Raw genomic sequence first — 22,222 nt, 5'->3', positions numbered from 1 at the left:
TCTTCTTCATGAAAATATATATTTAAGAGTAAAAAATAGTTTGGTATAGTTTTTTAGTTAAGTAGTTTATTGGTTAAGTTTTAATTTAAAATCCTTGCGTGTGTTTTTTGTTAACTGATAGGAGCTAAACTATAAATCCATTCCTGGTTTCTATGTTCTCACTTTTAGCTATATTGAAAACTATTTTTTTGTGTGAGCGGTTAATCATTAGTGGTTGATATTTTCTAATGCCGAGTTTTACCATCGCTGAGCGTTTATAAAAACTGATGGTTTTTGGGCTGAGTTGCAAATCTCCTGCTATGTGCATCATTTTTTCCCCTTCCAGGAGTCTCACTAATACGGTGACTTCGCGCAGAGAAAGAGACCTCGAGGCAGTATAATTTAATTTTTTCATACCGTTATGCGGGTTAAACACCCCAAGCAACTGCTCTTGCAATACCTGTAGAGGATTCGATGTATCAAGAACATCCAATACATTTTCAAGGCCACACAGATAGCGGGCCATCGCATCAACGGACATCATGTCAGCAATCAGCACTATCTTGGTATCGGGATGCAGCAACGGTAAATATTCACCGAGGATATGTAGTGTCGCTATCGGGCTAGCAACTGCACTACTCAGCGTTAGCAACAAAATATCGATTTTAGGTTGTGTTCTTAAATATTTCCCACACTCGCCAAGCTCACTGAAGCTAACGGAAATTTCACATTTTTCAGAGAATTGCATATTTTTCAACACGGTTTCAATGCCTATGCGAGTGTAATGACATGGGCATTGAATGATTGTTTTTTTCTTAGACATGTTTATCTCTTTATAATAGGGGTAAAATAAGCGTGCCTGTTGTATTTTGGGGCACAGATATATTGGCTCATTCCTTCAGGGTCACCCATCCCTGGGTTTAATCCCTATATACCCTTCATACTTCAAGTTGCTTGGGTGTTGGCTGCCTTCGTTCACCCTAGTCACATAGCTTATCTATGCTCCTAGGGTTTCACTCAGTTGCCGCCTACAAGCAACTCGAATTATTTTGGGTATAGAATAATTACCTTCCTTTATGCCTTCGGGATAATAATAAAGTTCAACGTGTCCGTATGCATTCCAGCACCAGTGGATGCATTTTTGAATAAGTTAATTTTAGGCGTCCAACACATTTCACTGCGATTAGCCACACTGCTTGCGGTTTGTGATAACGTAATATATTTAGCTGCAGCAGCAGGGAAACTAAAGTTATTACCTGTCACCCCGTCGTTGCTAGTCAGTTGAAGATTATAAAATAGCTGGCTACCAGGACCTTGCAGTGTAAACAGACTGTGTCCTCCTTGTGTACTGGAGCCGTTGCTTACACTTAACGCATAAGTATTTTTTTTAACCCCTGCACTTACATAGCTGACACAGAGATTATTGCTGGCGACATTCTTAATTGAGGCGGTGTAGCTACTGCCTGCCGCTGCGACGTCGGGTAAATCAGCCACGTCTAGCGTATTTAGCTCCCAAACCGAAGATGTCAGAGTGAAAGCTGGCTCGACCGGGACAAGCTCCTCAATTGGCGGTGCAGTTCCTGGTGCACCTCCTCCGCCACTCTGCGTTCCAGCGCAGGCTCCATTAGTTATCGTCGGAATAAACCAGTACCATCCCCAACCAGCAGCAGCACTAGTTGTTGTAAATGTTGGAAAAACGCGTGCTGCGGGATAGGCACCATTACCTTTGGTTGAGAAGGTAAAGGCGACATTGCCAGACGTAGTGATCAGCAATGAACCGTCTGAGTTGCCAACCACAACTTCATCCCCTGAGGCAGGGCGGTTGACAAACCCTTTTGGCAATGGCTCGAACGTCAGAAACGGAATGGGATTGGTAAATCCATTGCTCGATGTATCAACATGAATGCCATCAGCCTTGAGTTTTGGGATCTTGATTCTGAAAAAATTGGTTATACCATTTGGATTGTTATCGCTTGTTAAGGGAATAGTTTCCCAAGTGAAGCTTACACGCCATAAGTTGTCACCAACGTTCTTCATAAAGCAGTTGCTCAAACGGAAATGATATTCGGTTCCTGCTGCCGCTGACTGAATACTACCGCATAATATCGCTAATACCGTTACCGATAGAGCCAGCAAAGATAGACCTTTTTTATACATGATCCCTTATTCCTTGATGTATTCCATTTGCGCCGGAGGGCAACTATTACCACCGGGCTGCTATTAAGATGTGGCTATACTTTCACCTCAAACAACAGCACCAGTTGGCCGAGGTAATTGCCGGAAATAGTGCCTAATACCCCCAATGGCTGACGTGCTGATACCGAAAGCAGATAGCTACCCGTTGAGGTATCTCCGGTTGCTGGCGGGTTACTGAAATCTACTGGTGTTGCGCTTAGCGCCTGCAACTGGCCGTTAGTGCTGCCAAAACCAACCATTTCTGTAGTGAATGTTAATGATGGGTTGGCCGTATGAGTCAGCACCAGCGGATTGACCAGTGACACCTGGAAGTTATGTTCATTGCGAATACTTACCTGCACCGGCACTTGAGCCTGGTACCGGGTTACATCGCTGCCCGTACTGTTGCTCAGCGTCATTGTGTCGTACCAGCCACCGCCCGGTTTTTCTACCGTGATTTTCGGTAGGTTAGTCAGCGAGATGCTCACCGGTACCCCCCCTAGAGCAATTTCGGCCGTACTCGCCACGCTGCACCAGCAGAGCAGCATGGTGCCTATAATCTGTTGCCACATCCTCATGTGTTGACTCCTTTTACTCATGACCCGGCTCCACACTGCAGGCTGAAAGGTGTGTTATTGGCCTTGCCGCTTAAGCGCTGAGCCACAACCCGACGGGGCGTGCCCGGATAAACGTTAAAATCTTCCGCGGTTTGGCTATCCTGCTGCAATTCGCTGAACACCACCCGTACCGTGCCGGTGGAGGTTAGCGTTATCCCCTGCGTTTCACAGTGGTGCTGCCAACTGACGACCTTTTTTTCTGGCAACTGGCGGACTAGCCCCAAATACCCCAGGTTCACCAGCATGAGGTTATTCTGGGTACCGTTGATACGTGCTTGCTGTTGCGGGATCACCGCCAGCCGGTAAACCTTCTCCTTTTCCGGCGTTTTCAGCGCCTTCAGATGGATTGTTTTTTCCTGACGTGGCCCCAGGGAAAGTTTGAACGGGCTGGCGTACAGGTAAGGCTCTCTGACTAAACCCAGCGGTATCCGTTGCTCCTCGTCCGGTGCAACGCCTGGGTTGCTAAGCTCGAACAGTGTGATGTCGACAAATTCAGGCTTGTCGCCGGTGTTAGTGATATAAACTTCGGCCCGATCCTTGGATATCTCCAGCACTTTTGGGCTGATATCAATCACCGCCTGTGCGGCATAAGATGGCAGGATGAGCAGCAACAGCACGGTCACCTTATGGGCAACGCACATCAAATGGCTTACCATCGGCCAGTCCTTTCAGTGCGGTGATCGGGAATAGCTGCGGCGTGCCGGGGAACACTTTCTGCTCTTTGGGCAGCTTACCTGCTGGCGTGGTCTGCAACTGGCTGAACAAAGTATGTACGTTGCCAGACGTGGTTAGCTGTAATCCGCCAGTGGTGCATTGGTGGCTCCAACCGTGATATTGCCCCGCTGTAGGGGGTAAATGATGTACCACCACACCGTAACCAACGCCAAAAGTGAGTGGGGCGGTGATTTTGTCTTTACTATCACTCCCTACCACCTTGATGCTGGATACAGGCACGATGTAAAGCCGGTACAGGGTTTCTCTGGCCGGAGCCTTCAGCGCAACCAGGTTGATATCCCGTTTCTGGCCTGGGCCCAAGGTCAGTTTGGCCGGGTTGGCCATCATCTCCGGCAGCGTAATTTCGCCAAGGTTGGTCTTGTGCTCCGGGTTTTCACCTGGGTTATCGATACGCATCAGGTCAATTTTCAGATACAGCGGTTTATCACCCAGGTTACTGACCTGTACGGTGCGGTTCAGTTTGCCTTCCACAATGCTGCGTGCGGGCATCACCATCAACTGGCCATCGGCCTGTGCCGCGCTGCCAAAGGCCAGAAGCCCTGTGCCAAGGGTGACACGCAGGAAGTTAATAAGATGTCTCATGGTCTTTCTCGCGTTAAGTCGTTAATGGTGGACTGTTGCGTGGCTTAAAAAGCCACGCAGCGGTAATGGTCATCTTTGGGTTTTGTCAGGTCACAGCGGTAGTTCCCCTGCTTGCCGCTGACGGTAACCTCTTTGAGCAGAGTCGATGATGCCAGTGAGAACAGGCCATTCGGGTAGACAGTGTCACCGGTTTCCTGGAGTGTCCCACTGACCGGGCCACCGTTGCTGTTTACCAGGAAGCCGTTGTACAGCAGGTTCATTTCAACGTCGGCTTTAACCGGGTAGACCTGACCTGGGTGTGCGCGTACTACGTTAGCTGGCAGCCGGATATTCATATCCATACCGGTGTCAACAGCCTGGACCCTGGCGAATGTCACGTCCTGATAGCTGGCCAGTGGTACCGCATAGGTACCCCCTCCGGCCACTGGGCTACCTTCAACCCGGAAGCCGTATGGCACATCGCCCAGTTTTGGTGTGGTCACCAACATCGCTGACCCGCTGGGACTGGTACGCCCAAGAGCGATGCCGTCTTTGCCGGCTGCCAGCATGCCGTTATAGTTAAAACTACCGTTGGTGATGCGATCGTCTGACCCGACTCGGATCGAGGCATCACCGCGAGTGCCGCTGCGCCGTGCGTTAAGGCCGAGCGCATTGGTGCGGCCCAGATCGCTGAAGTCCAGGCCAGCAGAGGTTGTGCCTGTATTGTCTTCAAACTCACGGGTATAACTGCCGCCAGTATTAAGCTTGCCATTGTTATATGCTGCGTTCAGCGTACCGGTATTGCGGTCAAGCATGATGGTGGTGTTGAGGTACAAACCATAATTGTTGCTACCATTGTCATAGCCACCTTTCTGCAACCCGGCAGAAATCACCGCCCAGACCCCGTTGCCGTGCCAGTTCCAGGTGCTCTGTAACTGGTGACGCTCGCTACGGGCATAGCGGTTGTAGTTATAGCCTATGCGTGTCGGCCCGAATTGACGGCTATAGGCCAGTGAGATGCTGTTGCTGCCCTGATAAAAATCGGATACCGAGGTATTCTGATACTTTGAGGCACTCAGGTAGCCCAGTAGCTGGTTGCCAGCGCTGAGGCTGGCGTAGCCACCCACTCTCTTTTCACCGGCGATGACACCCAGAGTTGGCGTGACGTCTATATTGGCCACCTGCATCGGACGGGTGAGATTATGTTCCATGGCCCAGGCACGGCCAGCGCCTTTGAGCAAGGCACTGCTGATGGCAAACCAGTTGGTCTGGAAGTTGGTACCGAGATTAGCCAGGCTGCGTTGTGTATCAAGCTCTTTGCCCACTGTCAGATACCAACCGCTACCACCGCCATAGCTGATGTTGGCAATCTGTTGGTTTTCGCGGCTGAGTACCTGCCCATTGCGGTTGACCAGGCGGATCTCCAGGTCATAAAAACCGCCGGGCAACTGGTTATAGTCAATTTCGTTGCGTCCAATCACTGCTGGCAGGCGGCGGATAAGGCGCCCATCGCGATAGAATTCATAGTCGCCATCGGCGCTGGCGAATAGCACCAGCTTGCCGGCGGACTGGTTATCGCGCAGCAGGTTACCTTGGCTACCGAGCGTGACGAACTGGTCAAAGCTCGGGTTCAGGGAGGTACTGATACTGCCTGCGGCGTTATCACGGCTGTCCTGACGACCACTACGCAAGTAGGTTGAGGCGAAATTTTTCTGCAGATACCAGGTACTGACGCCTTGGTCGGTGGTTCGGGTATCAAAATTCCTGCTGTCGTTATAGAACCAACTGATATAGCCGTAGCTTTGTGCTGGTAACCCCAGGTAACCCTGGCCGTAGGCTGAGACGGCTCGATATTCATTTGAAGCGGTACGCACATCCAGAGACTGGTTGTGAATAAAGCCCATCATTGTCTGGGGTTGCACGTAACGCTGTTTACCATCGGTAATAGTTAGTGACTGTTTGACTTTGTCTAGCGATACGGTCTGACCGCTGACGGTATAATCACAACCATTCGGGCAGACTGCGTAGGGGATTTGCGTCAATACTTTATTCAGCAGCACGATCTGTTCAGCGGATACGCCATTCTGGCGATACAGCGTTTCATCAAAGATGAGATGATTTTTTTGTGCCGACCAGATAATCGGGCCTGGCAAAGCCTTGCCGTCAAGAGTGGCTAGAAACTGCATGGACTTATCCTGCTCGGCTTCGGAGAAGCCCGCAGGAACCTGATATTCAATCTGGGTATTATCTGCTGCATAGGTGACGGCTGACGGTGCCAACAAAAATAAGCTGGCTGCCCATCCTGGGATAATCTTGGCCATGTAGAGTCCGTTCCATAAATAGAGTAAACAGTACTACCAATAATTAATGCACGAATAATAATTCTAAGTACATGATGAATTTTCTCAGGTGCTTATTGATTTTTTTAACCAGCTTCGCCCTTTTCGAGGCTTATAAAAAATGCTTTATAAAGCAAGGTGAATAATAGGGTTATACGGGATAACCCTATTTTAAAATACTTGCAATACTTCAAGTTACATGTTGGCTGACAGCAAAAATCCAGTTAGATACATTATTTTTTCATGTATCTAATGTTTTTTTTATTGTCATTTTTATATAACTTGAATTATTTAGGTTATTAGAGCTTTGGCTCAAATAACATCACCAGATCACCTTGGTATTGGCCATTGGTACTGCCGGTAGCGTTAGTAGGGGCTTTGGCATCAATCTTCAGGGTATAGGTATTATCATAACCACCCGGTGCAGCCGTAGTCTGGATCACTTGAGTCGGAGTGCCTGTTACGACAGCTTTGCCGGCAAAGCTCACTGCTACGTTGCTCAGTTGAGCACCATCAGCACGGGCTACGGTCAGCGGTTGAACCAAAGACACATTGACTTCATTATCAGTGGTGTAAACACGAACTGGCAGATCTTTAGAAGCAAATTCAGTTTGTGTGTAGTCCTTGGCAAATAATTCTTCTTTATCATACCAAGTGCTACCGTCTGGTTTAGAAACAAAGATAGCATCGTTAATAGTGGCAACGATGGTGATCTCTTTTTTTACTCCATCAGCAGCTTGTGCTTGACCGGCAGACAGAATGGTAGCGGCGATTACAGACAGAAGAATCTTTTTCATTGTTACTTTCCTTTTTAAATTGACACGACGTCCCTATCATTAAGAAACGTCTCCAATGTTTCCGTATAACTCTGAACATGATGCAAATAACCCTAATATAAAAGGTTATTTGTATTTTATTCAAAATATAATTCAGATTCGAGATAGGTGTTCGGTTTTCAATAATCGATTATAAACAACCCAATAACCTATTCGCAACTATAAACACTATAAGATTTTTCTTTGCTATATGGAAGATTCATTTTTCTATACACCATGCTAATTTGTTATCCTTCAAATAAGAATTTCCTTAATAAATAAATGTTATATACATTGATTATTGATAAAGTCATGTTGAAAACGATCATCTTGATCGTGGTTGATGTTTCTTTTTTTGGATAATCCACCCTATTACTCGTTATACTTTAAGTTATCCGTGTGTTGACTGCTTTCGCTCATCTGGCTTGATCTATTTAGAACATAACTGCTCCCATCTCCTTGGATATTTTCCTGTGAGGCTCCTATTATTTTATTCGTTGATTGATACTCATAATGCATTCATGGAATCAATGGAATATATCCAATTATCCCATATTGCATGCGCATTGGTTCTCGTCTGTTACTCGGACGGTCTCTGGACAAGTTGTCACAGATTTATCGCTTTGGGGTGCGGATGATTTCTTGGATTATTTTGGTATAGAGTGTGGCAACATTAAAAGTGCCTTGCCCAAAAGTCCCCCGTTCTTGGCTTGTCTTTTGATTGCGCACCAACGCCGTGAGTGGATCCAGTAACTGTTACGGTTGTTTTGCTAACCAACCTGCTGGTGGTACCCTGTTTGCCTCAGTCTGCAGAGGAGAGGGGGCGGTTACGGCGCCGCTGCAAGTTTAAGGTGCGTAGCCCATCGAAAAGTTTATTCCTTTCTTGCTCTGTACTGTTTGCCTTGGACATTGTGGGCTATATTCTCGTCAGTGTTCTTTGTACTGGTTGTAGGGCATGCGGGGTAGACTGGCGAGTTCTGCTGTTGATGCTGGTTTAAAGCAGGCTGAGCCGGCTCTGTTCTGCCTTTTTCCCTTTGTGGCTGCGGTCTTCCACTTGGTACTCTGTTTGGTTTTTTCCACAGGGCGACAAGGCTATTGGGAACTATAATCAGGTAGCATAGGTCAATGCATTGCGGGGAGAATTCCGAGTTAGCTCAGCGTGCCATTTGCCATTTTTACCTGGATATTGCGTGACCTGAATCAATTCAGCTGAATATTTTTGTTATAATATCCAGCAATAAAAGCCGTAAAGCTGGTATTCGCCGTCAAAGAGGTGCCAGGGCAATCGGTGAATACAGAATTTTAAAAAATTGCATTTACAAGTTCAGAGGTAGTCATGATCAAGAGAATCGGTGTACTGACGAGTGGCGGTGACGCCCCAGGTATGAACGCTGCCATTCGTGGTGTTGTGCGTGCTGCGCTGTCAGAAGGTCTGGAAGTTTTTGGTATTTACGATGGCTACCTTGGTTTGTGCGAAGATCGAATGGAGCAATTGGACCGCTACAGCGTGTCTGACATGATCAACCGTGGCGGCACCTTCTTGGGTTCTGCGCGTTTCCCTGAATTCAGAGATGAAAACGTACGTGCCAAGGCGATTGAAAACCTGAAGCGTCGTGGTATCGATGCGCTGGTTGTTATCGGTGGTGACGGTTCCTACATTGGGGCAAAACGTCTGACCGAAGAGGGCTTCCCTTGTATTGGCCTTCCAGGCACCATCGATAACGATGTAGCAGGTACTGACTACACAATCGGTTACTTTACCGCGCTGGAAACTGTTGTTGAGGCGATTGACCGTCTGCGCGATACCTCTTCTTCGCATCAACGTATTTCTATCGTGGAAGTCATGGGGCGCTATTGTGGCGATCTGACACTGGCTGCCGCGATTGCGGGTGGTTGTGAGTTTATCGTACTGCCTGAAATAGAATTCAGCCGTGACGATCTGGTAAATGAAATCAAAGCTGGTATCGCTAAAGGTAAAAAGCACGCCATTGTGGCTATCACAGAGCACATCTGTGACGTCGACGAGCTGGCGCGGCATATCGAACAGGAAACCGATCGCGAAACGCGAGCAACCGTATTGGGCCACATCCAGCGTGGTGGTTCACCGGTTGCCTATGACCGTATTCTGGCTTCTCGTATGGGTGCGTATGCTATCGAGCTTCTATTACAAGGTTACGGTGGGCGTTGCGTGGGTATTCAGAACGAGAAGATGGTACATCACGATATCATCGACGCCATCGAAAATATGAAACGTCCGTTCAAGGGCGACTGGCTGGAAACGGCGAAAAAACTGTATTGATCCTTCGCCTGTTTGTTGCCTTAGAGCCTCCTTTTTTTAAGGGGGCTTTTTTATATCTGAAGTTGCTTTATTCCATAATGGTCTAGCCCAACATTTTTTATTCTTTAATTGCGAGAAAAGTTTCTGGCAGGCTTTGATGCTCAATCAACCGATTGAGATTGCCACCATTATTCCAGGGGAACTTGCAATGCGTAAATTGGGTGTGGGTCTGACTTTATTGCTGCTGGCATCGGGCGCCGTAGCAAATGATATTCAATTACTGAACGTCTCATACGATCCAACGCGTGAGTTTTATCAGGAATACAATACGGCATTCGGTAAATATTGGCAGCAGCAGAGCGGGGATAAGGTTACTGTGCGCCAATCACACGGAGGCTCTGGTAAGCAGGCAACTTCGGTCATCAACGGTATTGAGGCTGATGTTGTCACGCTGGCACTGGCTTACGATGTTGATGCCATTGCCGAGCGTGGTCGCATTGATAAAGATTGGATCAAGCGTTTGCCAGACAACTCAGCACCTTATACGTCGACCATCGTGTTCCTGGTCCGTAAAGGTAATCCAAAGCAGATCCACGATTGGAATGACCTGGTGAAACCTGGCGTATCGATCATTACCCCGAATCCTAAAACCTCCGGTGGTGCTCGTTGGAACTACCTCGCTGCCTGGGGCTATGCACTGCACCACAATAATGGCGATAAAGCCAAGGCACAGGAGTTCGTTAAAGAGTTATACAAGAACGTTGAAGTGCTGGATTCAGGCGCTCGTGGTGCAACCAATACTTTTGTCGAACGCGGAATCGGTGATGTGCTGATTGCCTGGGAAAACGAAGCGTTATTGGCGGAAAAAGAGTTGGGTAAGGAAAAATTCGAAATCATTACCCCAAGCGAGTCTATCCTGGCCGAGCCGACGGTGTCGGTTGTCGATAAAGTCGTCGATAAGCGTGGGACTCGCGATATGGCTACGGCTTATCTAAAATATCTGTATTCAAATGAGGGCCAAACAATTGCGGCCAAGAACTACTACCGGCCACGTGATGCAGCCGTTGCCGCTAAGTTTGCTGAGCAGTTCCCCGAACTTAAATTATTCACCGTGGATGATACGTTTGGCGGCTGGGCAGAAGCGCAGAAGGTACACTTTGCCACCGGTGGTGTATTCGACGAAATCAGTAAGCGCTGATTGCCGAACAGTAGAAACAATAAATCCCGGCATGCCGGGATTTATTGTTTAACACAACAGATATCAGGCTTTTTTCGCTACGGCTGCTGCTTTAACAATCACCGAGAAAGCGTCAGCTTTCAAGGAAGCTCCGCCAACCAATGCGCCGTCAATGTCCGGCTGCGCAAACAGTTCAGCAGCATTTTTATCGTTAACTGAACCACCGTATTGGATAATCACTTCAGCAGCGACTGCAGCGTCTTGCTTAGCGATATGATCACGGATAAATTTGTGTACTGCCTGAGCTTGCGCAGGCGTTGCCGATTTACCAGTACCGATAGCCCATACGGGTTCATAAGCGATGACGGTGCCTTTAAACGCTTCAGCACCCTGAGTTTTCAGCACGGCGTCGATCTGACGAGCACAAACTTCTTCGGTTTTACCCGCCTCGTTTTCTGCTTCTGTTTCACCAATGCACAGTACTGGGATCAGGCCGGCAGCTTTCAGCACAGCAAATTTCTCAGCGATCGCTTCGTCGGTTTCTTTATGATAAGTGCGGCGCTCAGAGTGGCCGATGATGATATATTGTGCACCCACATCTTTCAGCATGGTGGCAGAGACTTCGCCAGTGAATGCGCCAGACAGGTTGATATCAACGTTCTGTGCACCCAGGGCGATGAGGCTACCACCCAGTTGGTGCTTGGCCAGGTCCAGATACATGACCGGAGGCGCGATAGCAACGCCACAGCCGTCAACGCCGCTCAGTTCTTTGCGCAAGCCTGCGATCAGTTCGTTAACCATATGAACGCTGCCGTTAAGCTTCCAGTTACCCATAACTAATGGATGACGCATGTGTTTTCCTCCAACAAGGGGACGCGAGAGTCTAAATAACAACTGCCGGACTGGCAGTTTACCTGCCCAACAGTATAGAGATGAATAAGCGCAAAGGCTTTGCTTTTTGTCATTAATTACCGGGCTGCGTCTCTTGATTGCAGATGAGCAGCATAGTCTGGAGTGTCAGGGTTCAGCTAGTGCTAGCTTAATCGGTTCAACTGCGAAGGTTATCCCTTTATCGCCGTTATCTGCCACAACATAGCGGATTGCGCCCACCTGTTGCTGGTAAAAGTTTGCGCCCTTGCCTTTAGCCAGCAGGTTGTTCACCTTGGTAATGCTTTCTTCCACAGTAAGCGCCGGTTCGAACTGGCGCATCAGGGCTGCCATATAGTTAACGGCAACGGCACGTGCGGCCTTTTCTTCGTTGCCCTGCAAGGGGAGGTGGGTGATTTGTAGAGTTTTGATTTTACCCGTGCCTTTTTCCAGCGCGGTCGATGCATATAGGTTCTCGTTAAGTTTACTGGCGGCGCGGGTTAGCAAAGGGGAATCGTCTTCCTTGGAGGCGACAACACGGAACTCACCAATCTGCAATGTCGGGTTGTCGCGGTTGTACTTATCGCGAAATTTCACCACTGTCAGATCGAATGTTGGTGCTCCCGCCAGCAGATAAGGTGCATTTGGCAGAGTTTCGGTTGCAGCATCCGGCGTAACGGCCCGAACGCAGCTGATGCCAGAGAACAGGCAGACAATAACAAAAATTTTTCTCAGCATAGTAAACGGCATCGGTAACAAAGATGACTACGATTAAAACGATAACCAAGGGGAAATGTCAAAAATTCCGCCTGATTATTGTTCGCTGACAGACAAAAGGTACGCTGCCCCGCATTCTGCCGGGTGAGTAACTCAACCCGATACCACCATGTTACACTGCGGCGAAGAATATGGGCAGGCAAAGAGTACAAGGACAAATGACTTTACAGCAGTGGTGTTTTTCATTTAAAGGCCGGATAGGTCGGCGTGATTTCTGGATCTGGATGGGGACCTGGGTGGTATTGATGGCGGCGGCTTTTACGTTGGCCAATTACGATCTGGTGGCGATCCAATCCATTGCCTTTTTTATAGTGGCTCTGTTGTGGCCAACGTCGGCAGTGCTGGTCAAACGTTTGCACGATCGTAATAAAGCAGGGTGGTGGGCGTTGCTGTTGATCCTTGCGTGGATGCTGGCTGCTGGTAATTGGCAGATGCTTGCACCTGTCTGGCAGTGGGGGATAGGGCGATTTATTCCTACGCTAATCATTGTAATGATGATGATCGACCTAGGGGCTTTTGTCGGTACCGAGGGCGATAATCGGTTCGGCCCTGAGGCCGAACGAGTAAAATTTCGCTGAGTTACCAGTAATGTTCGCTGGTGATATGCCCGGGTTTTCGGCGCAAGTGTTTGCGCATCTGGCGGTGTTCTTTCAGCGTGTGCTGAGTGTCGCGCACCATCTGCGGGTTGCCGCACAACATCACATGGCTGGTTTCAGCATCAATTGTCAAACCGACTGCTGCCTCCAACTGCCCACCTTCAATCAGCGCCGGGATCCGCCCGGCCAACGAGCCGTCAGCCTCTTCGCGGCTGACCACGGTTTGAATACGTAGCTTACCGCCATAGCGTTGTTGTAGCAGTTGCATCAAAGGGAGGTAGTTGAGATCGCGAGCGTGGCGTGCGGCATGGACCAGTACCAGATTGTTGAACCGTTCCAGATCCTTGCCCTCTTGCAGAATGGAGAGGTAGGGGCCGATCGCGGTGCCAGTTGCCAGCATCCATAGCGTGTCGCAATCCGGCACCTCCTCCAGCACAAAGAACCCAGCGGCATCTTTGGTAACCAGCACTTCAGAGCCCGGTTGCAACTCGCGCAGCTGCGGGCTGAGTTTTCCTTCAGGCACGGTGACCAGGTAAAACTCCAGCTCAGGGTTGCTGGGCGCGTTGACGTAAGAATAAGCGCGTTGAATGCGCTCCCCATTAATTTCCAGTGCCAGCTTGGCAAACTGCCCAGCGGTAAAATTGTCGATCGGGGCGTTGACGACGATACTGAACAACCCATCTGTCCAGTGCTGTACTCGTGCCACTTTGCCACTAATCCATTCAGCCATACTTTCAATGCTCCCGTGGTTGGATCAAAAAAGCACAATGTCTTGAGCCGGACATGGTATGCGCGGTGCGTTTTATCCGGTAATCGTTGCCAAATAGGCGATGAAAAAGTTTCAGCTCAGAATTACATAAGCTGCCGCAGGTGTTGGCAGCGACACCTATGGGGCAGTGATTCTCTACCAGAAGCATCCCCTCTGGATGCTCCAGCAGCTCCGCCATGTAGCCATCATGCTGGCGCAGGCGAACCAGGCGGGTTAGCCTAGCATAATGATTTTCTTCTGCGGCAAGTTGCTCGGCATAGTGACGATACAGCCTGTCCTCCCTGGAGCGAATCAAATTTTCCAGGCCTTCAGGGCCAAACAGGTCATGTGCTGACTCCAACAGAATTGCCGAAAGCTTGTCGTGGCCATCCGCAAATTGCGCATGGCCTTGTCGGGTAAGTGACCAATAACGTGTCGGCCGCCCCACAGAGATACGCGTTTCCTCGTAACAAACCAGCTCACGTAGTTTAAGGGATTGCAGATGTTGGCGGACCCCCATCGGCGTGATTTCAAGTCGCTCTGCCAGCATTTTTGCAGAATGGGGACCCAAGGTTTTTAACTGCAATAAAATCAACTCTGGTGTTTTCATAAGCCAAATCCCTATGGAGGTATCTTATTTCAAGCTGATGATAATAATTATCGATTAAATGCTAAAATTAAACTCATGCAAGTTTATCATTTTTCAATCTTTATGATTACACGTACAGTTTAATTTACGTAGCTGGCTGTGATTACTTCCAGCAGTAAGATGGGCTATATCGGCCGGAAACTCGCTAAAAAAAACAGATTTGTTAGCTTATTCCGCCAGAGATGGTACACCTCCGGTTTACGGACCGTAAATGCGTACTGTGATAGCCGAATACGTTAGCGAAGATAATGAGAAAAATTGATAATTTTCACCTGCTGGTGCTGTTAATCCTGCTTGTCGCCGTCGGTCAGATGGCACAAACCATTTATGTTCCCACCATTGCTGATATTGCCCACGATCTTTCAGTGCCAACCGGTACCGTTCAGCGTGTCATGGCGGCTTACCTGATGACTTACGGTCTTTCGCAGTTAATCTACGGGCCGCTTTCCGATCGGATCGGCCGCCGCCCGGTCATCCTGGCCGGTATGATGATTTTTATGTTGGGGGCATCGGCAGCGCTGCTCTCCACCAGCCTGGTGCTGTTGGTTGCGGCAAGCGCAATTCAGGGCATGGGTACCGGTGTGGCAGGCGTGATGGCCAGAACCATGCCGCGCGATTTGTATGCTGGTAAGACATTGCGCTACGCCAACAGTCTGTTGAATATGGGGATCCTGGTAAGCCCACTACTGGCACCGATTATTGGCGGTGCGCTGGCGATGGTGTTTGGCTGGCGCGCCTGTTATGCCTTCTTATTTGTGTTGTGTGTTGGGGTAGCATTTGCCATGTACCGCTGGATGCCAGAAACCCGGCCGCAGAAAACAGAGAAACGCCGTATGCTTTCCTGTTTCCGTCAACTGCTGGCAGATGGCACTTTCAGTTGCTATCTGGTGATGCTGGTTGGCGCATTGGCTGGGATTGCTGTATTTGAAGCCAGCTGTGGCGTGTTGATGGGGGGAGTGTTGGGGCTGAGTGGGGTGGCAGTGAGTATCCTGTTTATCCTACCGATCCCGCTGGCGTTTTTTGGCGCATGGTATGCGGGCCGAGATGGGAAATCATTCCATACTTTGATGTGGCATTCGGTGATCAGTTGCCTGTTGGCTGGGGTTATGATGTGGATCCCCGGTTGGTTCGGCATAATGAACATCTGGACGCTGATCGTGCCTGCGGCGCTGTTCTTCTTTGGTGCCGGTATGCTATTTCCATTAGCAACTACTGGCGCGATGGAGCCATTCCCTTATCTGGCGGGTGCCGCTGGTGCGCTAGTGGGCGGTATGCAGAATATCGGGTCCGGCCTGGCGACCTGGCTCTCAGCCATGTTGCCGCAAACCGGGCAGTTCAGCCTTGGTTTACTGATGTTTGCCATGGCATTGCTGATCCTACTGTGCTGGTGGCCATTATCAAGCCGTATGCAACATCAAGGGCACACGATTTGAGCGAAAGCAGGGCTCAGCATGCTGAGCCCTCAGACGGCTGACAAACCCCGTTATTAGGGAGAGCGTGCCGATGGGGTCGTAACGGCGTAAGCCGTCGGAGCGCCCTTCGGTGCGCTAGGCCCGGGTATTTCGGGTCAGAAGGCGACGTTGTCATCAACCTCGGGGCTCAGAGCAGGAATTCGTGCAATGCGGCGTCTTTACGATCCAGATAATGGGTTGAACGGATGCGGCGGATGGTGCGTGATTTACCGCGAATCAGCAGCGTTTCGGTGGTGGCCATATTGCCCTTGCGGCTAATACCTTCCAGCAGATCACCCTTGGTGATGCCAGTCGCCGCAAAAATGACGTTATCGTTGCGGGCCATCTGGTCCAGTGCCAATACCTCTCCGGTTTCGATGCCCATTTGTTTACACCGAGCCAGCTCTTCTTCACCAATGCGGCGGTTTTCCTGGCTGTCTCCTTTCACCAGATGCCGAGGCAGCAGGCGGGCTTGCATGTCGCCATCTAGGGCACGGATCACTGCTGCGGATATCACGCCTTCTGGTGCGCCGCCAATGCCGTACATTACATCCACCTCGCTTTCAGGCATGCAGGTCAGGATTGAGGCCGTGACGTCTCCGTCAGGAATGGCAAAAACTTTCACCCCAAGTTGCTGCATTTGTGCGATCACCGCGTCATGCCGGGGTTTGGCCAGTGTGATCACGGTAAGCTCGGTTAATGGCTTATCCAGACAGGCGGCGATGTTGATCAGGTTTGTGGCCAGTGGCAAATTGAGATCGATAGCGCCGCGAGCTTGCGGGCCAACGACCAGTTTCTCCATGTACATATCGGGAGCGTGCAGGAAAGCACCGCGATCGCCCACTGCCAAAACTGCCAGCGCGTTAGATTGGCCCATGGCCGTCATCCGTGTGCCTTCGATCGGATCAACGGCAATATCGACCGCATCCCCTTGCCCGGTTCCGACGTTTTCGCCGATATACAACATAGGTGCTTCATCAATTTCACCCTCACCGATCACGATACGGCCATCGATATCCACTTTGTTAAGCATAATACGCATGGCATTGACGGCGGCACCGTCGGCAGCGTTTTTGTCGCCGCGCCCTAACCATTTATAACCCGCCAGGGCGGCGGCTTCGGTAACGCGGGAAAACTCGATGGCTAATTCACGTTTCATGGCAAACCTGTCTGAGCTAAAGGGAATAAAGTATACCCAAAGGATCTCGAGCAACGTTGCATCTTGAAGAACCTAGGGTTGGTAAAGTTTACCACAGGGCAACGGGGGCTGGGCGAGGCAAAAAAAAGCGCTGCCTGTCAGGCAGCGCATGCTTAGAACGAAACGGTAAGTTTGCTTAGTCGTGATCTTCCCAGGCTTGTGCCCGGGTAACAGCTTTCTTCCAACCGCTGTAACGGAAATTACGCTCGGTTGTTTCGATGCCAGGGCGGAATTCACGTTCGATGTTGGCTTTGCTTTTCACTTCATCCAGATCGTTCCAGTAACCCACCGCGAGCCCTGCCAGGTAGGCGGCCCCCAGCGCTGTGACTTCACGCACTTCAGGACGCTCGACACGGGTTCCCAGAATGTCGGACTGGAACTGCATCAGGAAGTTGTTGGCAACGGCGCCACCGTCCACTCGCAGTGATTGCAGGCGGGTATTGGCATCGGCCTGCATGGCATCCAGTACATCGCGGGTCTGATAAGCGATAGATTCCAGAGTGGCACGGATAATATGGTTACTGTTGACGCCGCGAGTCAGGCCGAAAATGGCGCCACGAGCATAGGGGTCCCAGTACGGTGCACCCAGGCCGGTAAAGGCTGGAACCACGTACACACCGTTGCTGTCTTTTACCTTGGTGGCAAAGTATTCGGAGTCGGCGGCATCGCCGATCAATTTCAGCTCGTCGCGCAGCCACTGGATGGATGCACCACCAATAAACACCGCACCTTCCAATGCGTAATTAACTTCGCCGCGAGGACCACAGGCGATGGTGGTCAGCAGGCCATGGTTAGAACGGACCGCTTCAGTACCGGTGTTCATCAGCAAGAAACAGCCCGTGCCGTAGGTGTTTTTTGCCATGCCCGGCTGGACACACAGCTGTCCATACAACGCCGCTTGCTGGTCACCAGCAATCCCGGCGATAGGGATACGCGTACCGCCTTTACCCCCAATGTTGGTTTGCCCATAAACTTCTGAGGATGGTCGAACTTTTGGCAGCATGGCACGTGGAATATCCAGCTCTTCCAGCATGCGCTCATCCCAGTCCAACTGATGAATGTTGAACAGCATGGTACGCGAGGCGTTGGTATAATCGGTCACGTGCACACGCCCTTGGGTCATTTTCCAGACCAGCCAGGTATCTACGGTACCGAACAGCAGCTCTCCACGCTTGGCACGTTCGCGAGCACCTTCAACATGGTCGAGGATCCATTTTACCTTGGTTCCAGAGAAATAAGGGTCGACCACCAGGCCGGTGTTATGGCGGATATATTCTTCCAGACCATCACGTTTCAGCTTCTCGCAGATGTCAGCGGTGCGGCGGCACTGCCAGACGATAGCGTTATAAATGGGTTTGCCGGTTTCTTTTTCCCAAACGATGGTGGTTTCGCGCTGGTTGGTAATGCCAATTGCGGCTATTTGATCGGAACTGATGTCAACTTTGGCCAAGACTTCAACCAGTGTGGAACTCTGTGATGACCAGATTTCCATCGGATCGTGTTCCACCCAGCCAGCTTTCGGGTAGATTTGCGTGAACTCACGCTGCGAAACCGCAACAATGTTTGCATCGTGATCGAGCACTACGGCACGTGAACTGGTAGTTCCTTGGTCGAGAGCAACAATATATTTTTTTTCGATTGTCATGGGTTTAATCCTGCTGTTGTAAACCGTTAAACGGTGTCAATCACGCTTTACGCTGCTCTGAGTTGACGGCGGCTTGATCTTCCTCGACGCAGACATCGCAAGGCAAGTGGCGGCCAATCAGTGCACGGTAGCCAAAAGCACCCAAACCGGCACCAACGATTGGGCCGAAGATAGGTACCAAGAAATAAGGAATATCGCGGGCGCCAGTCAAGGCAACGTTGCCCCAGCCTGCCAGATAGGCGAACAGCTTCGGTCCAAAATCACGCGCCGGGTTCAGTGCAAAGCCGGTCAATGGCCCCATGGAGGCACCGATAACGGCAATCAGAATACCGATCAGTAATGGTGCCAGAGGGCCACGGGGAATGCCATTACCATCGTCGGTTAACGCCAGGATCAGGCACATCAGAATGGCGGTGATTACGGTCTCAACCAGGAAGGCTTGGCCGACAGAAATATGCGCGTTCGGATAAGTAGAGAAAATACCGGCCAATTCGAGGCTTTCTTTACTGCCACGGACCATCTGGTGCGTGGTTTCAAAATCGATAAACAGGCTGTAGTACAACCCATAGACCAGCGCAGCGGCACAGAATGCCCCGGCAATCTGCGCAACGATATAGGGGAGTACTTTGCGCCCGTCAAAGCAGGCGAACAGCCACAGTGCGAGTGTTACTGCCGGATTAAGGTGTGCACCGGAAATAGCAGCGGTCAGATAGATAGCCATGGCAACACCCAGGCCCCAAATGATACTGATTTCCCACTGGCCGAAACTGGCTCCTGCCAATTTCAACGCCGCAACACAACCTGCGCCAAAGAAGATCAACAGGCCAGTGCCGAGAAATTCTGCTATGCACTGGCCTTTTAAGGTCGGACTGGTGATTTGGCTCATAATTTTTTTGTCCTACAGACGGCGGTTATTGGTTCATACCTTAAACAGGTATGTAGGCTCGGGCGGGCGCCTTGGCCTAAGGGTACTGTTCTTTTCATTTCGCCCACTTATCAACTGCGGACGTGGTGTGAATTTATCGTTAACGAACATAAACGAGAAATAGCGAAATCAAAATGTGTGTACCTCGTCATAAAAATGAGCGAATTCGAGTGATTATGTGTCCTTTATGCACGAAAAAACTGTGATCCAAGCGATCATCTGCTCGTCATTAATTAACCACTCTGTTAACACCTGTGGGGATTTTCGGTTTTTACCGATGGTTGCAGCCTGAAAATTGCAACAGACTACGCGTTGGGTCGGTATGTTGCTAGACACTGAGAGGCAGGCTACTTACAATCGTTGCTATTGAAGAAGCGTTTTATCAAGACAGGCGCATTTTCCATTTACCCTATTGATTTCAAGCAGCAGCTTGAAGGGCGATGGGGATAAGAGCGTATGTCACTTGGCGCGAGCATATTCGCAGTGGCTGCAACCGATGTTGTGGCACTACTTATGGATGTACGCCTTGCTATCATGAGGGGACTGAAGAATGTCATTTGAAGTATTTGAAAAACTGGAAGCAAAAGTTCAGCAGGCGATCGATACCATCACGTTACTGCAGATGGAAATTGAAGAGCTAAAAGAGCAGAATAATTCGCTGTCTCAAGAAGTTCAGAACGCAACAGCAAACCATGAATCACTGGTGCGTGAAAATCAGCAACTAAAAGAAGAGCAGCATGTCTGGCAAGAGCGCCTGCGCGCATTGTTAGGTAAAATGGAAGAGGTTTGATCTCCGCTATTTAGCTATGATCGAAAAGGGCGCCGAGGCGCCCTTTGTCATATTCTGTGATTACTCTATGTCGAGCGGGTCTTCAGAAAGTATAATGCCGGTATTGTCGGCATACAGGTGATCGCCAGAGAAGAAGGTGACGCCGCCAAAATTAACGCGAATATCACTCTCGCCAATGCCCTCACTTGATGCCCCCACCGGTATTGCTGCCATCGCCTGAATACCGATATCCAGTTCCTCTAGGTCGTCTACCTGGCGAACGGCACCGTAAACCACAATACCTTCCCATTCGTTCTGGGTTGCCAAGCGTGCCAATTCCGCGTTGATGAGTGCGCGGCGCACAGAACCACCACCATCGATCAGCAACACACGGCCTCGGCCATTTTCTTCGAGCAGTTCAAACAGCAGGCCGTTATCCTCAAAGCATTTCACTGTAGTGATTTGCCCGCCAAATGAAGTACGCCCGCCAAAATTAGAGAACAGAGGCTCAACTACGTTGACCTCTTCCTGATAGATATCGCAGAGTTCGGAAGTATCGTATTTCATAGGATTTTACGTCTGTTTGCCGCTGGAATAATCAGTATATCCCTTTATCCGCCCTGTTGGCAAAATCATCAGTACCAGGATGTAACTCCATGGCAATGCGGTATCTCTTAATCACCCTGACGATCATTTGAACACTTGGCCGCATTGCTAGGCTGTGTCCCTTAATTGCCCGTGGTGCCGTCGCAGACCCCAAAGCCCGTTATCAAGGCGGAGGGTGAAGGGCAGCGTGGCCCTCTGTTCAAGCCCGACAACACAGAGAACGGGCTTTTGGGGCGCGACCCTTCGGGCTGGGGCCATTTGCGCGCATTGCGGCGTTGTTCGCCGCTTATTTGGTCTACCAAACCTCGCGGCTCACGCCTTGCCCTGTGCGCAAATGACCGCCAGCGGCGCTCGCGTGCAATTAAGGGACACAGCCTAGCTGAGCACTACGCCAGCGGCGAATAACACGTTGGCCAATAACGCCGCCTTTACCATATGTTCCAGCATTGGGCGCATACCGATGGCTGTTGGGTCACGCAACACGCGCAGACCATGCCTGAACAGCAATGGCGTAGCCAGAAGAAACAGCCAGCCCCATAGGCTGTGCAGATTAAGCAGGGCAAACAGAGCGAAGCACACTACGGCGGCGCTCAGCAGAAATACGTGATAATAGCGGCCATTCTTTGGGCCAAGGCGGACTACCAGAGTATTTTTGCCGTTGGCTCGATCGCTTTCAATGTCGCGCAGATTGTTGATATTCAAAACCGCAGTGGCTAACAGGCCACACGCTGTCGCTGGCAGCATGATGATGCTGTCAAAGGTATGTGTTTGCAGATAGTAGCTACCCGCCACACTGAGCCAACCAAAGAAGACCAGCACCGAAATGTCACCCAATCCCAGATAACCATAAGGCTTGGCACCTACTGTGTAGGTGATGGCCGCAATAATCGCCAACCCACCCAATACCAGGAAGCCAACTACATCGCCGGGTTTTTCGCAGGCAACGGCTATCAACCAACAACCGGAAATGGCGATAAGGATCACCGTTAGCACCATGGCACGCTTCATCTGGCTTTGCGTAATCATGCCTTTTTGCATGCCGCGCAATGGGCCAATGCGGTCTTCTTTATCGCTACCTTTCACCGCGTCACCGTAGTCATTGGCCAGATTGGACAGTATCTGTAACAGACCGGCAGTGAGAAGAGCCAACAGTGCCACGCCGGGCTTCAGATTGCCTTGCCATGCAGCAATCGCAGAACCCACAACGATAGAGGCAAAGGCCAACGGTAGGGTTCGTGGTCGTAAACTTTCCAGCCATGCTCGGGCTGGGGGGGTAGGGGTTGATTGGCTCATTTTTCGTTTCAGTAAGTCAAAA

Annotated in this window: 21 protein-coding genes; 5 read left to right on the top strand and 16 right to left on the bottom strand. The window is 50.2% G+C overall.

Features of this window, described 5'->3' with window-relative positions:
- Window positions 1–124 precede the first annotated feature (124 nt).
- The 7 genes from SAQUA_RS23880 to SAQUA_RS23850 form a co-directional block, all read right to left on the bottom strand.
- On the bottom strand, window positions 125–802 hold the full coding sequence (locus SAQUA_RS23880; protein WP_380674260.1) for a LuxR C-terminal-related transcriptional regulator: 678 nt from the start codon (window positions 800–802) through the stop codon (window positions 125–127).
- A 251-nt stretch (window positions 803–1,053) separates the two neighbouring features.
- Window positions 1,054–2,136 (bottom strand): hypothetical protein, encoded by a 1,083-nt coding sequence (locus SAQUA_RS23875; RefSeq protein ID WP_380674261.1) that lies wholly within the window; start codon window positions 2,134–2,136, stop codon window positions 1,054–1,056.
- A 74-nt stretch (window positions 2,137–2,210) separates the two neighbouring features.
- The gene (locus SAQUA_RS23870; protein WP_380674262.1) at window positions 2,211–2,732 is read right to left on the bottom strand and encodes a fimbrial protein; all 522 of its coding nucleotides are present in this window, start codon (window positions 2,730–2,732) and stop codon (window positions 2,211–2,213) included.
- Between the two features lie 17 nt (window positions 2,733–2,749).
- Window positions 2,750–3,427, bottom strand: a complete 678-nt coding sequence (locus tag SAQUA_RS23865) for a hypothetical protein (protein WP_380674263.1) — start codon at window positions 3,425–3,427, stop codon at window positions 2,750–2,752.
- Complete coding sequence (locus SAQUA_RS23860) at window positions 3,396–4,088, bottom strand: molecular chaperone (RefSeq protein ID WP_380674264.1); 693 nt, start codon at window positions 4,086–4,088, stop codon at window positions 3,396–3,398. Before SAQUA_RS23860 ends, SAQUA_RS23865 begins: the two co-directional genes overlap by 32 nt.
- A 44-nt stretch (window positions 4,089–4,132) precedes the next feature.
- Window positions 4,133–6,388, bottom strand: coding sequence for a TcfC E-set like domain-containing protein (locus SAQUA_RS23855; protein ID WP_380674266.1), 2,256 nt, complete (start codon window positions 6,386–6,388; stop codon window positions 4,133–4,135).
- 317 nt (window positions 6,389–6,705) lie between these two features.
- A complete protein-coding gene (locus SAQUA_RS23850; protein WP_380674268.1) occupies window positions 6,706–7,203 on the bottom strand; it encodes a CS1 type fimbrial major subunit in 498 nt (165 codons plus the stop codon).
- 1,354 nt (window positions 7,204–8,557) lie between these two features.
- Between SAQUA_RS23850 and pfkA the strand changes: the two genes are divergently transcribed.
- Both pfkA and SAQUA_RS23840 read left to right on the top strand, forming a co-directional pair.
- Entirely contained in the window at window positions 8,558–9,520 is a 963-nt protein-coding gene (pfkA, locus tag SAQUA_RS23845) for a 6-phosphofructokinase (protein ID WP_380674270.1), read from the top strand.
- Between the two features lie 187 nt (window positions 9,521–9,707).
- Window positions 9,708–10,697, top strand: coding sequence for a sulfate ABC transporter substrate-binding protein (locus SAQUA_RS23840; protein ID WP_380674340.1), 990 nt, complete (start codon window positions 9,708–9,710; stop codon window positions 10,695–10,697).
- 63 nt (window positions 10,698–10,760) lie between these two features.
- Here the strand turns inward: SAQUA_RS23840 and tpiA are convergent, their stop codons facing one another.
- The gene (gene tpiA / locus SAQUA_RS23835; protein WP_380674272.1) at window positions 10,761–11,528 is read right to left on the bottom strand and encodes a triose-phosphate isomerase; all 768 of its coding nucleotides are present in this window, start codon (window positions 11,526–11,528) and stop codon (window positions 10,761–10,763) included.
- A gap of 165 nt (window positions 11,529–11,693) precedes the next feature.
- A complete protein-coding gene (locus SAQUA_RS23830; protein ID WP_380674274.1) occupies window positions 11,694–12,281 on the bottom strand; it encodes a DUF1454 family protein in 588 nt (195 codons plus the stop codon).
- A gap of 197 nt (window positions 12,282–12,478) precedes the next feature.
- On the opposite strand from SAQUA_RS23830, the gene SAQUA_RS23825 reads away from it, so the two are divergent.
- Window positions 12,479–12,898 carry a DUF805 domain-containing protein gene (locus tag SAQUA_RS23825; RefSeq protein ID WP_380674276.1) on the top strand — a complete coding sequence of 140 codons (420 nt, stop codon included), beginning with the start codon at window positions 12,479–12,481 and terminating at the stop codon, window positions 12,896–12,898.
- 1 nt (window position 12,899) lies between these two features.
- On the opposite strand, the gene fpr is transcribed toward SAQUA_RS23825, so the two are convergent.
- Together fpr and SAQUA_RS23815 are read right to left on the bottom strand one after the other, a co-directional pair.
- A complete protein-coding gene (gene fpr, locus SAQUA_RS23820; protein WP_380674278.1) occupies window positions 12,900–13,646 on the bottom strand; it encodes a ferredoxin--NADP(+) reductase in 747 nt (248 codons plus the stop codon).
- A 4-nt stretch (window positions 13,647–13,650) separates the two neighbouring features.
- Window positions 13,651–14,274 (bottom strand): helix-turn-helix transcriptional regulator, encoded by a 624-nt coding sequence (locus SAQUA_RS23815; protein WP_380674280.1) that lies wholly within the window; start codon window positions 14,272–14,274, stop codon window positions 13,651–13,653.
- A 287-nt stretch (window positions 14,275–14,561) separates the two neighbouring features.
- On the opposite strand from SAQUA_RS23815, the gene emrD reads away from it, so the two are divergent.
- Window positions 14,562–15,746 (top strand): multidrug efflux MFS transporter EmrD, encoded by a 1,185-nt coding sequence (gene emrD / locus SAQUA_RS23810; protein WP_380674282.1) that lies wholly within the window; start codon window positions 14,562–14,564, stop codon window positions 15,744–15,746.
- Window positions 15,747–15,912: 166 nt separating this feature from the next.
- On the opposite strand, the gene glpX is transcribed toward emrD, so the two are convergent.
- The 3 genes from glpX to SAQUA_RS23795 form a co-directional block, all read right to left on the bottom strand.
- Window positions 15,913–16,923 (bottom strand): class II fructose-bisphosphatase, encoded by a 1,011-nt coding sequence (glpX, locus tag SAQUA_RS23805; protein ID WP_380674284.1) that lies wholly within the window; start codon window positions 16,921–16,923, stop codon window positions 15,913–15,915.
- Window positions 16,924–17,098: 175 nt separating this feature from the next.
- Window positions 17,099–18,607, bottom strand: a complete 1,509-nt coding sequence (gene glpK, locus SAQUA_RS23800) for a glycerol kinase GlpK (protein WP_380674286.1) — start codon at window positions 18,605–18,607, stop codon at window positions 17,099–17,101.
- Between the two features lie 40 nt (window positions 18,608–18,647).
- Window positions 18,648–19,493, bottom strand: coding sequence for an MIP/aquaporin family protein (locus tag SAQUA_RS23795; protein WP_380674288.1), 846 nt, complete (start codon window positions 19,491–19,493; stop codon window positions 18,648–18,650).
- A 589-nt stretch (window positions 19,494–20,082) separates the two neighbouring features.
- On the opposite strand from SAQUA_RS23795, the gene zapB reads away from it, so the two are divergent.
- Window positions 20,083–20,322: a septal ring assembly protein ZapB gene (zapB, locus tag SAQUA_RS23790; RefSeq protein ID WP_380674290.1), complete on the top strand. Its 240-nt coding sequence runs from the start codon at window positions 20,083–20,085 to the stop codon at window positions 20,320–20,322.
- A 60-nt stretch (window positions 20,323–20,382) separates the two neighbouring features.
- Here the strand turns inward: zapB and rraA are convergent, their stop codons facing one another.
- A complete protein-coding gene (gene rraA / locus SAQUA_RS23785) occupies window positions 20,383–20,868 on the bottom strand; it encodes a ribonuclease E activity regulator RraA (RefSeq protein WP_380674292.1) in 486 nt (161 codons plus the stop codon).
- Window positions 20,869–21,282: 414 nt separating this feature from the next.
- Window positions 21,283–22,200 (bottom strand): 1,4-dihydroxy-2-naphthoate polyprenyltransferase, encoded by a 918-nt coding sequence (locus tag SAQUA_RS23780; protein WP_380674294.1) that lies wholly within the window; start codon window positions 22,198–22,200, stop codon window positions 21,283–21,285.
- Window positions 22,201–22,222: the final 22 nt, after the last annotated feature.

The organism is Serratia aquatilis, assembly GCF_044865145.1.
GTDB classification, from domain to species: Bacteria; Pseudomonadota; Gammaproteobacteria; order Enterobacterales; family Enterobacteriaceae; genus Chania; species Chania aquatilis.
The sequence above is the reverse complement of the archived record's forward strand: the minus strand, read 5'-3'. Positions and strand labels throughout refer to the sequence as shown.

Bases quoted from the DNA above. Each gene is read 5' to 3' on its own strand.
- SAQUA_RS23880 (WP_380674260.1), bottom strand. From the start codon at position 802: ATGTCTAAGAAAAAAACAATCATTCAATGCCCATGTCATTACACTCGC.
- SAQUA_RS23875 (WP_380674261.1), bottom strand. From the start codon at position 2,136: ATGTATAAAAAAGGTCTATCTTTGCTGGCTCTATCGGTAACGGTATTA.
- SAQUA_RS23870 (WP_380674262.1), bottom strand. From the start codon at position 2,732: ATGAGGATGTGGCAACAGATTATAGGCACCATGCTGCTCTGCTGGTGC.
- SAQUA_RS23865 (WP_380674263.1), bottom strand. From the start codon at position 3,427: ATGGTAAGCCATTTGATGTGCGTTGCCCATAAGGTGACCGTGCTGTTG.
- SAQUA_RS23860 (WP_380674264.1), bottom strand. From the start codon at position 4,088: ATGAGACATCTTATTAACTTCCTGCGTGTCACCCTTGGCACAGGGCTT.
- SAQUA_RS23855 (WP_380674266.1), bottom strand. From the start codon at position 6,388: ATGGCCAAGATTATCCCAGGATGGGCAGCCAGCTTATTTTTGTTGGCA.
- SAQUA_RS23850 (WP_380674268.1), bottom strand. From the start codon at position 7,203: ATGAAAAAGATTCTTCTGTCTGTAATCGCCGCTACCATTCTGTCTGCC.
- pfkA (WP_380674270.1), top strand. From the start codon at position 8,558: ATGATCAAGAGAATCGGTGTACTGACGAGTGGCGGTGACGCCCCAGGT.
- SAQUA_RS23840 (WP_380674340.1), top strand. From the start codon at position 9,708: ATGCGTAAATTGGGTGTGGGTCTGACTTTATTGCTGCTGGCATCGGGC.
- tpiA (WP_380674272.1), bottom strand. From the start codon at position 11,528: ATGCGTCATCCATTAGTTATGGGTAACTGGAAGCTTAACGGCAGCGTT.
- SAQUA_RS23830 (WP_380674274.1), bottom strand. From the start codon at position 12,281: ATGCTGAGAAAAATTTTTGTTATTGTCTGCCTGTTCTCTGGCATCAGC.
- SAQUA_RS23825 (WP_380674276.1), top strand. From the start codon at position 12,479: ATGACTTTACAGCAGTGGTGTTTTTCATTTAAAGGCCGGATAGGTCGG.
- fpr (WP_380674278.1), bottom strand. From the start codon at position 13,646: ATGGCTGAATGGATTAGTGGCAAAGTGGCACGAGTACAGCACTGGACA.
- SAQUA_RS23815 (WP_380674280.1), bottom strand. From the start codon at position 14,274: ATGAAAACACCAGAGTTGATTTTATTGCAGTTAAAAACCTTGGGTCCC.
- emrD (WP_380674282.1), top strand. From the start codon at position 14,562: ATGAGAAAAATTGATAATTTTCACCTGCTGGTGCTGTTAATCCTGCTT.
- glpX (WP_380674284.1), bottom strand. From the start codon at position 16,923: ATGAAACGTGAATTAGCCATCGAGTTTTCCCGCGTTACCGAAGCCGCC.
- glpK (WP_380674286.1), bottom strand. From the start codon at position 18,607: ATGACAATCGAAAAAAAATATATTGTTGCTCTCGACCAAGGAACTACC.
- SAQUA_RS23795 (WP_380674288.1), bottom strand. From the start codon at position 19,493: ATGAGCCAAATCACCAGTCCGACCTTAAAAGGCCAGTGCATAGCAGAA.
- zapB (WP_380674290.1), top strand. From the start codon at position 20,083: ATGTCATTTGAAGTATTTGAAAAACTGGAAGCAAAAGTTCAGCAGGCG.
- rraA (WP_380674292.1), bottom strand. From the start codon at position 20,868: ATGAAATACGATACTTCCGAACTCTGCGATATCTATCAGGAAGAGGTC.
- SAQUA_RS23780 (WP_380674294.1), bottom strand. From the start codon at position 22,200: ATGAGCCAATCAACCCCTACCCCCCCAGCCCGAGCATGGCTGGAAAGT.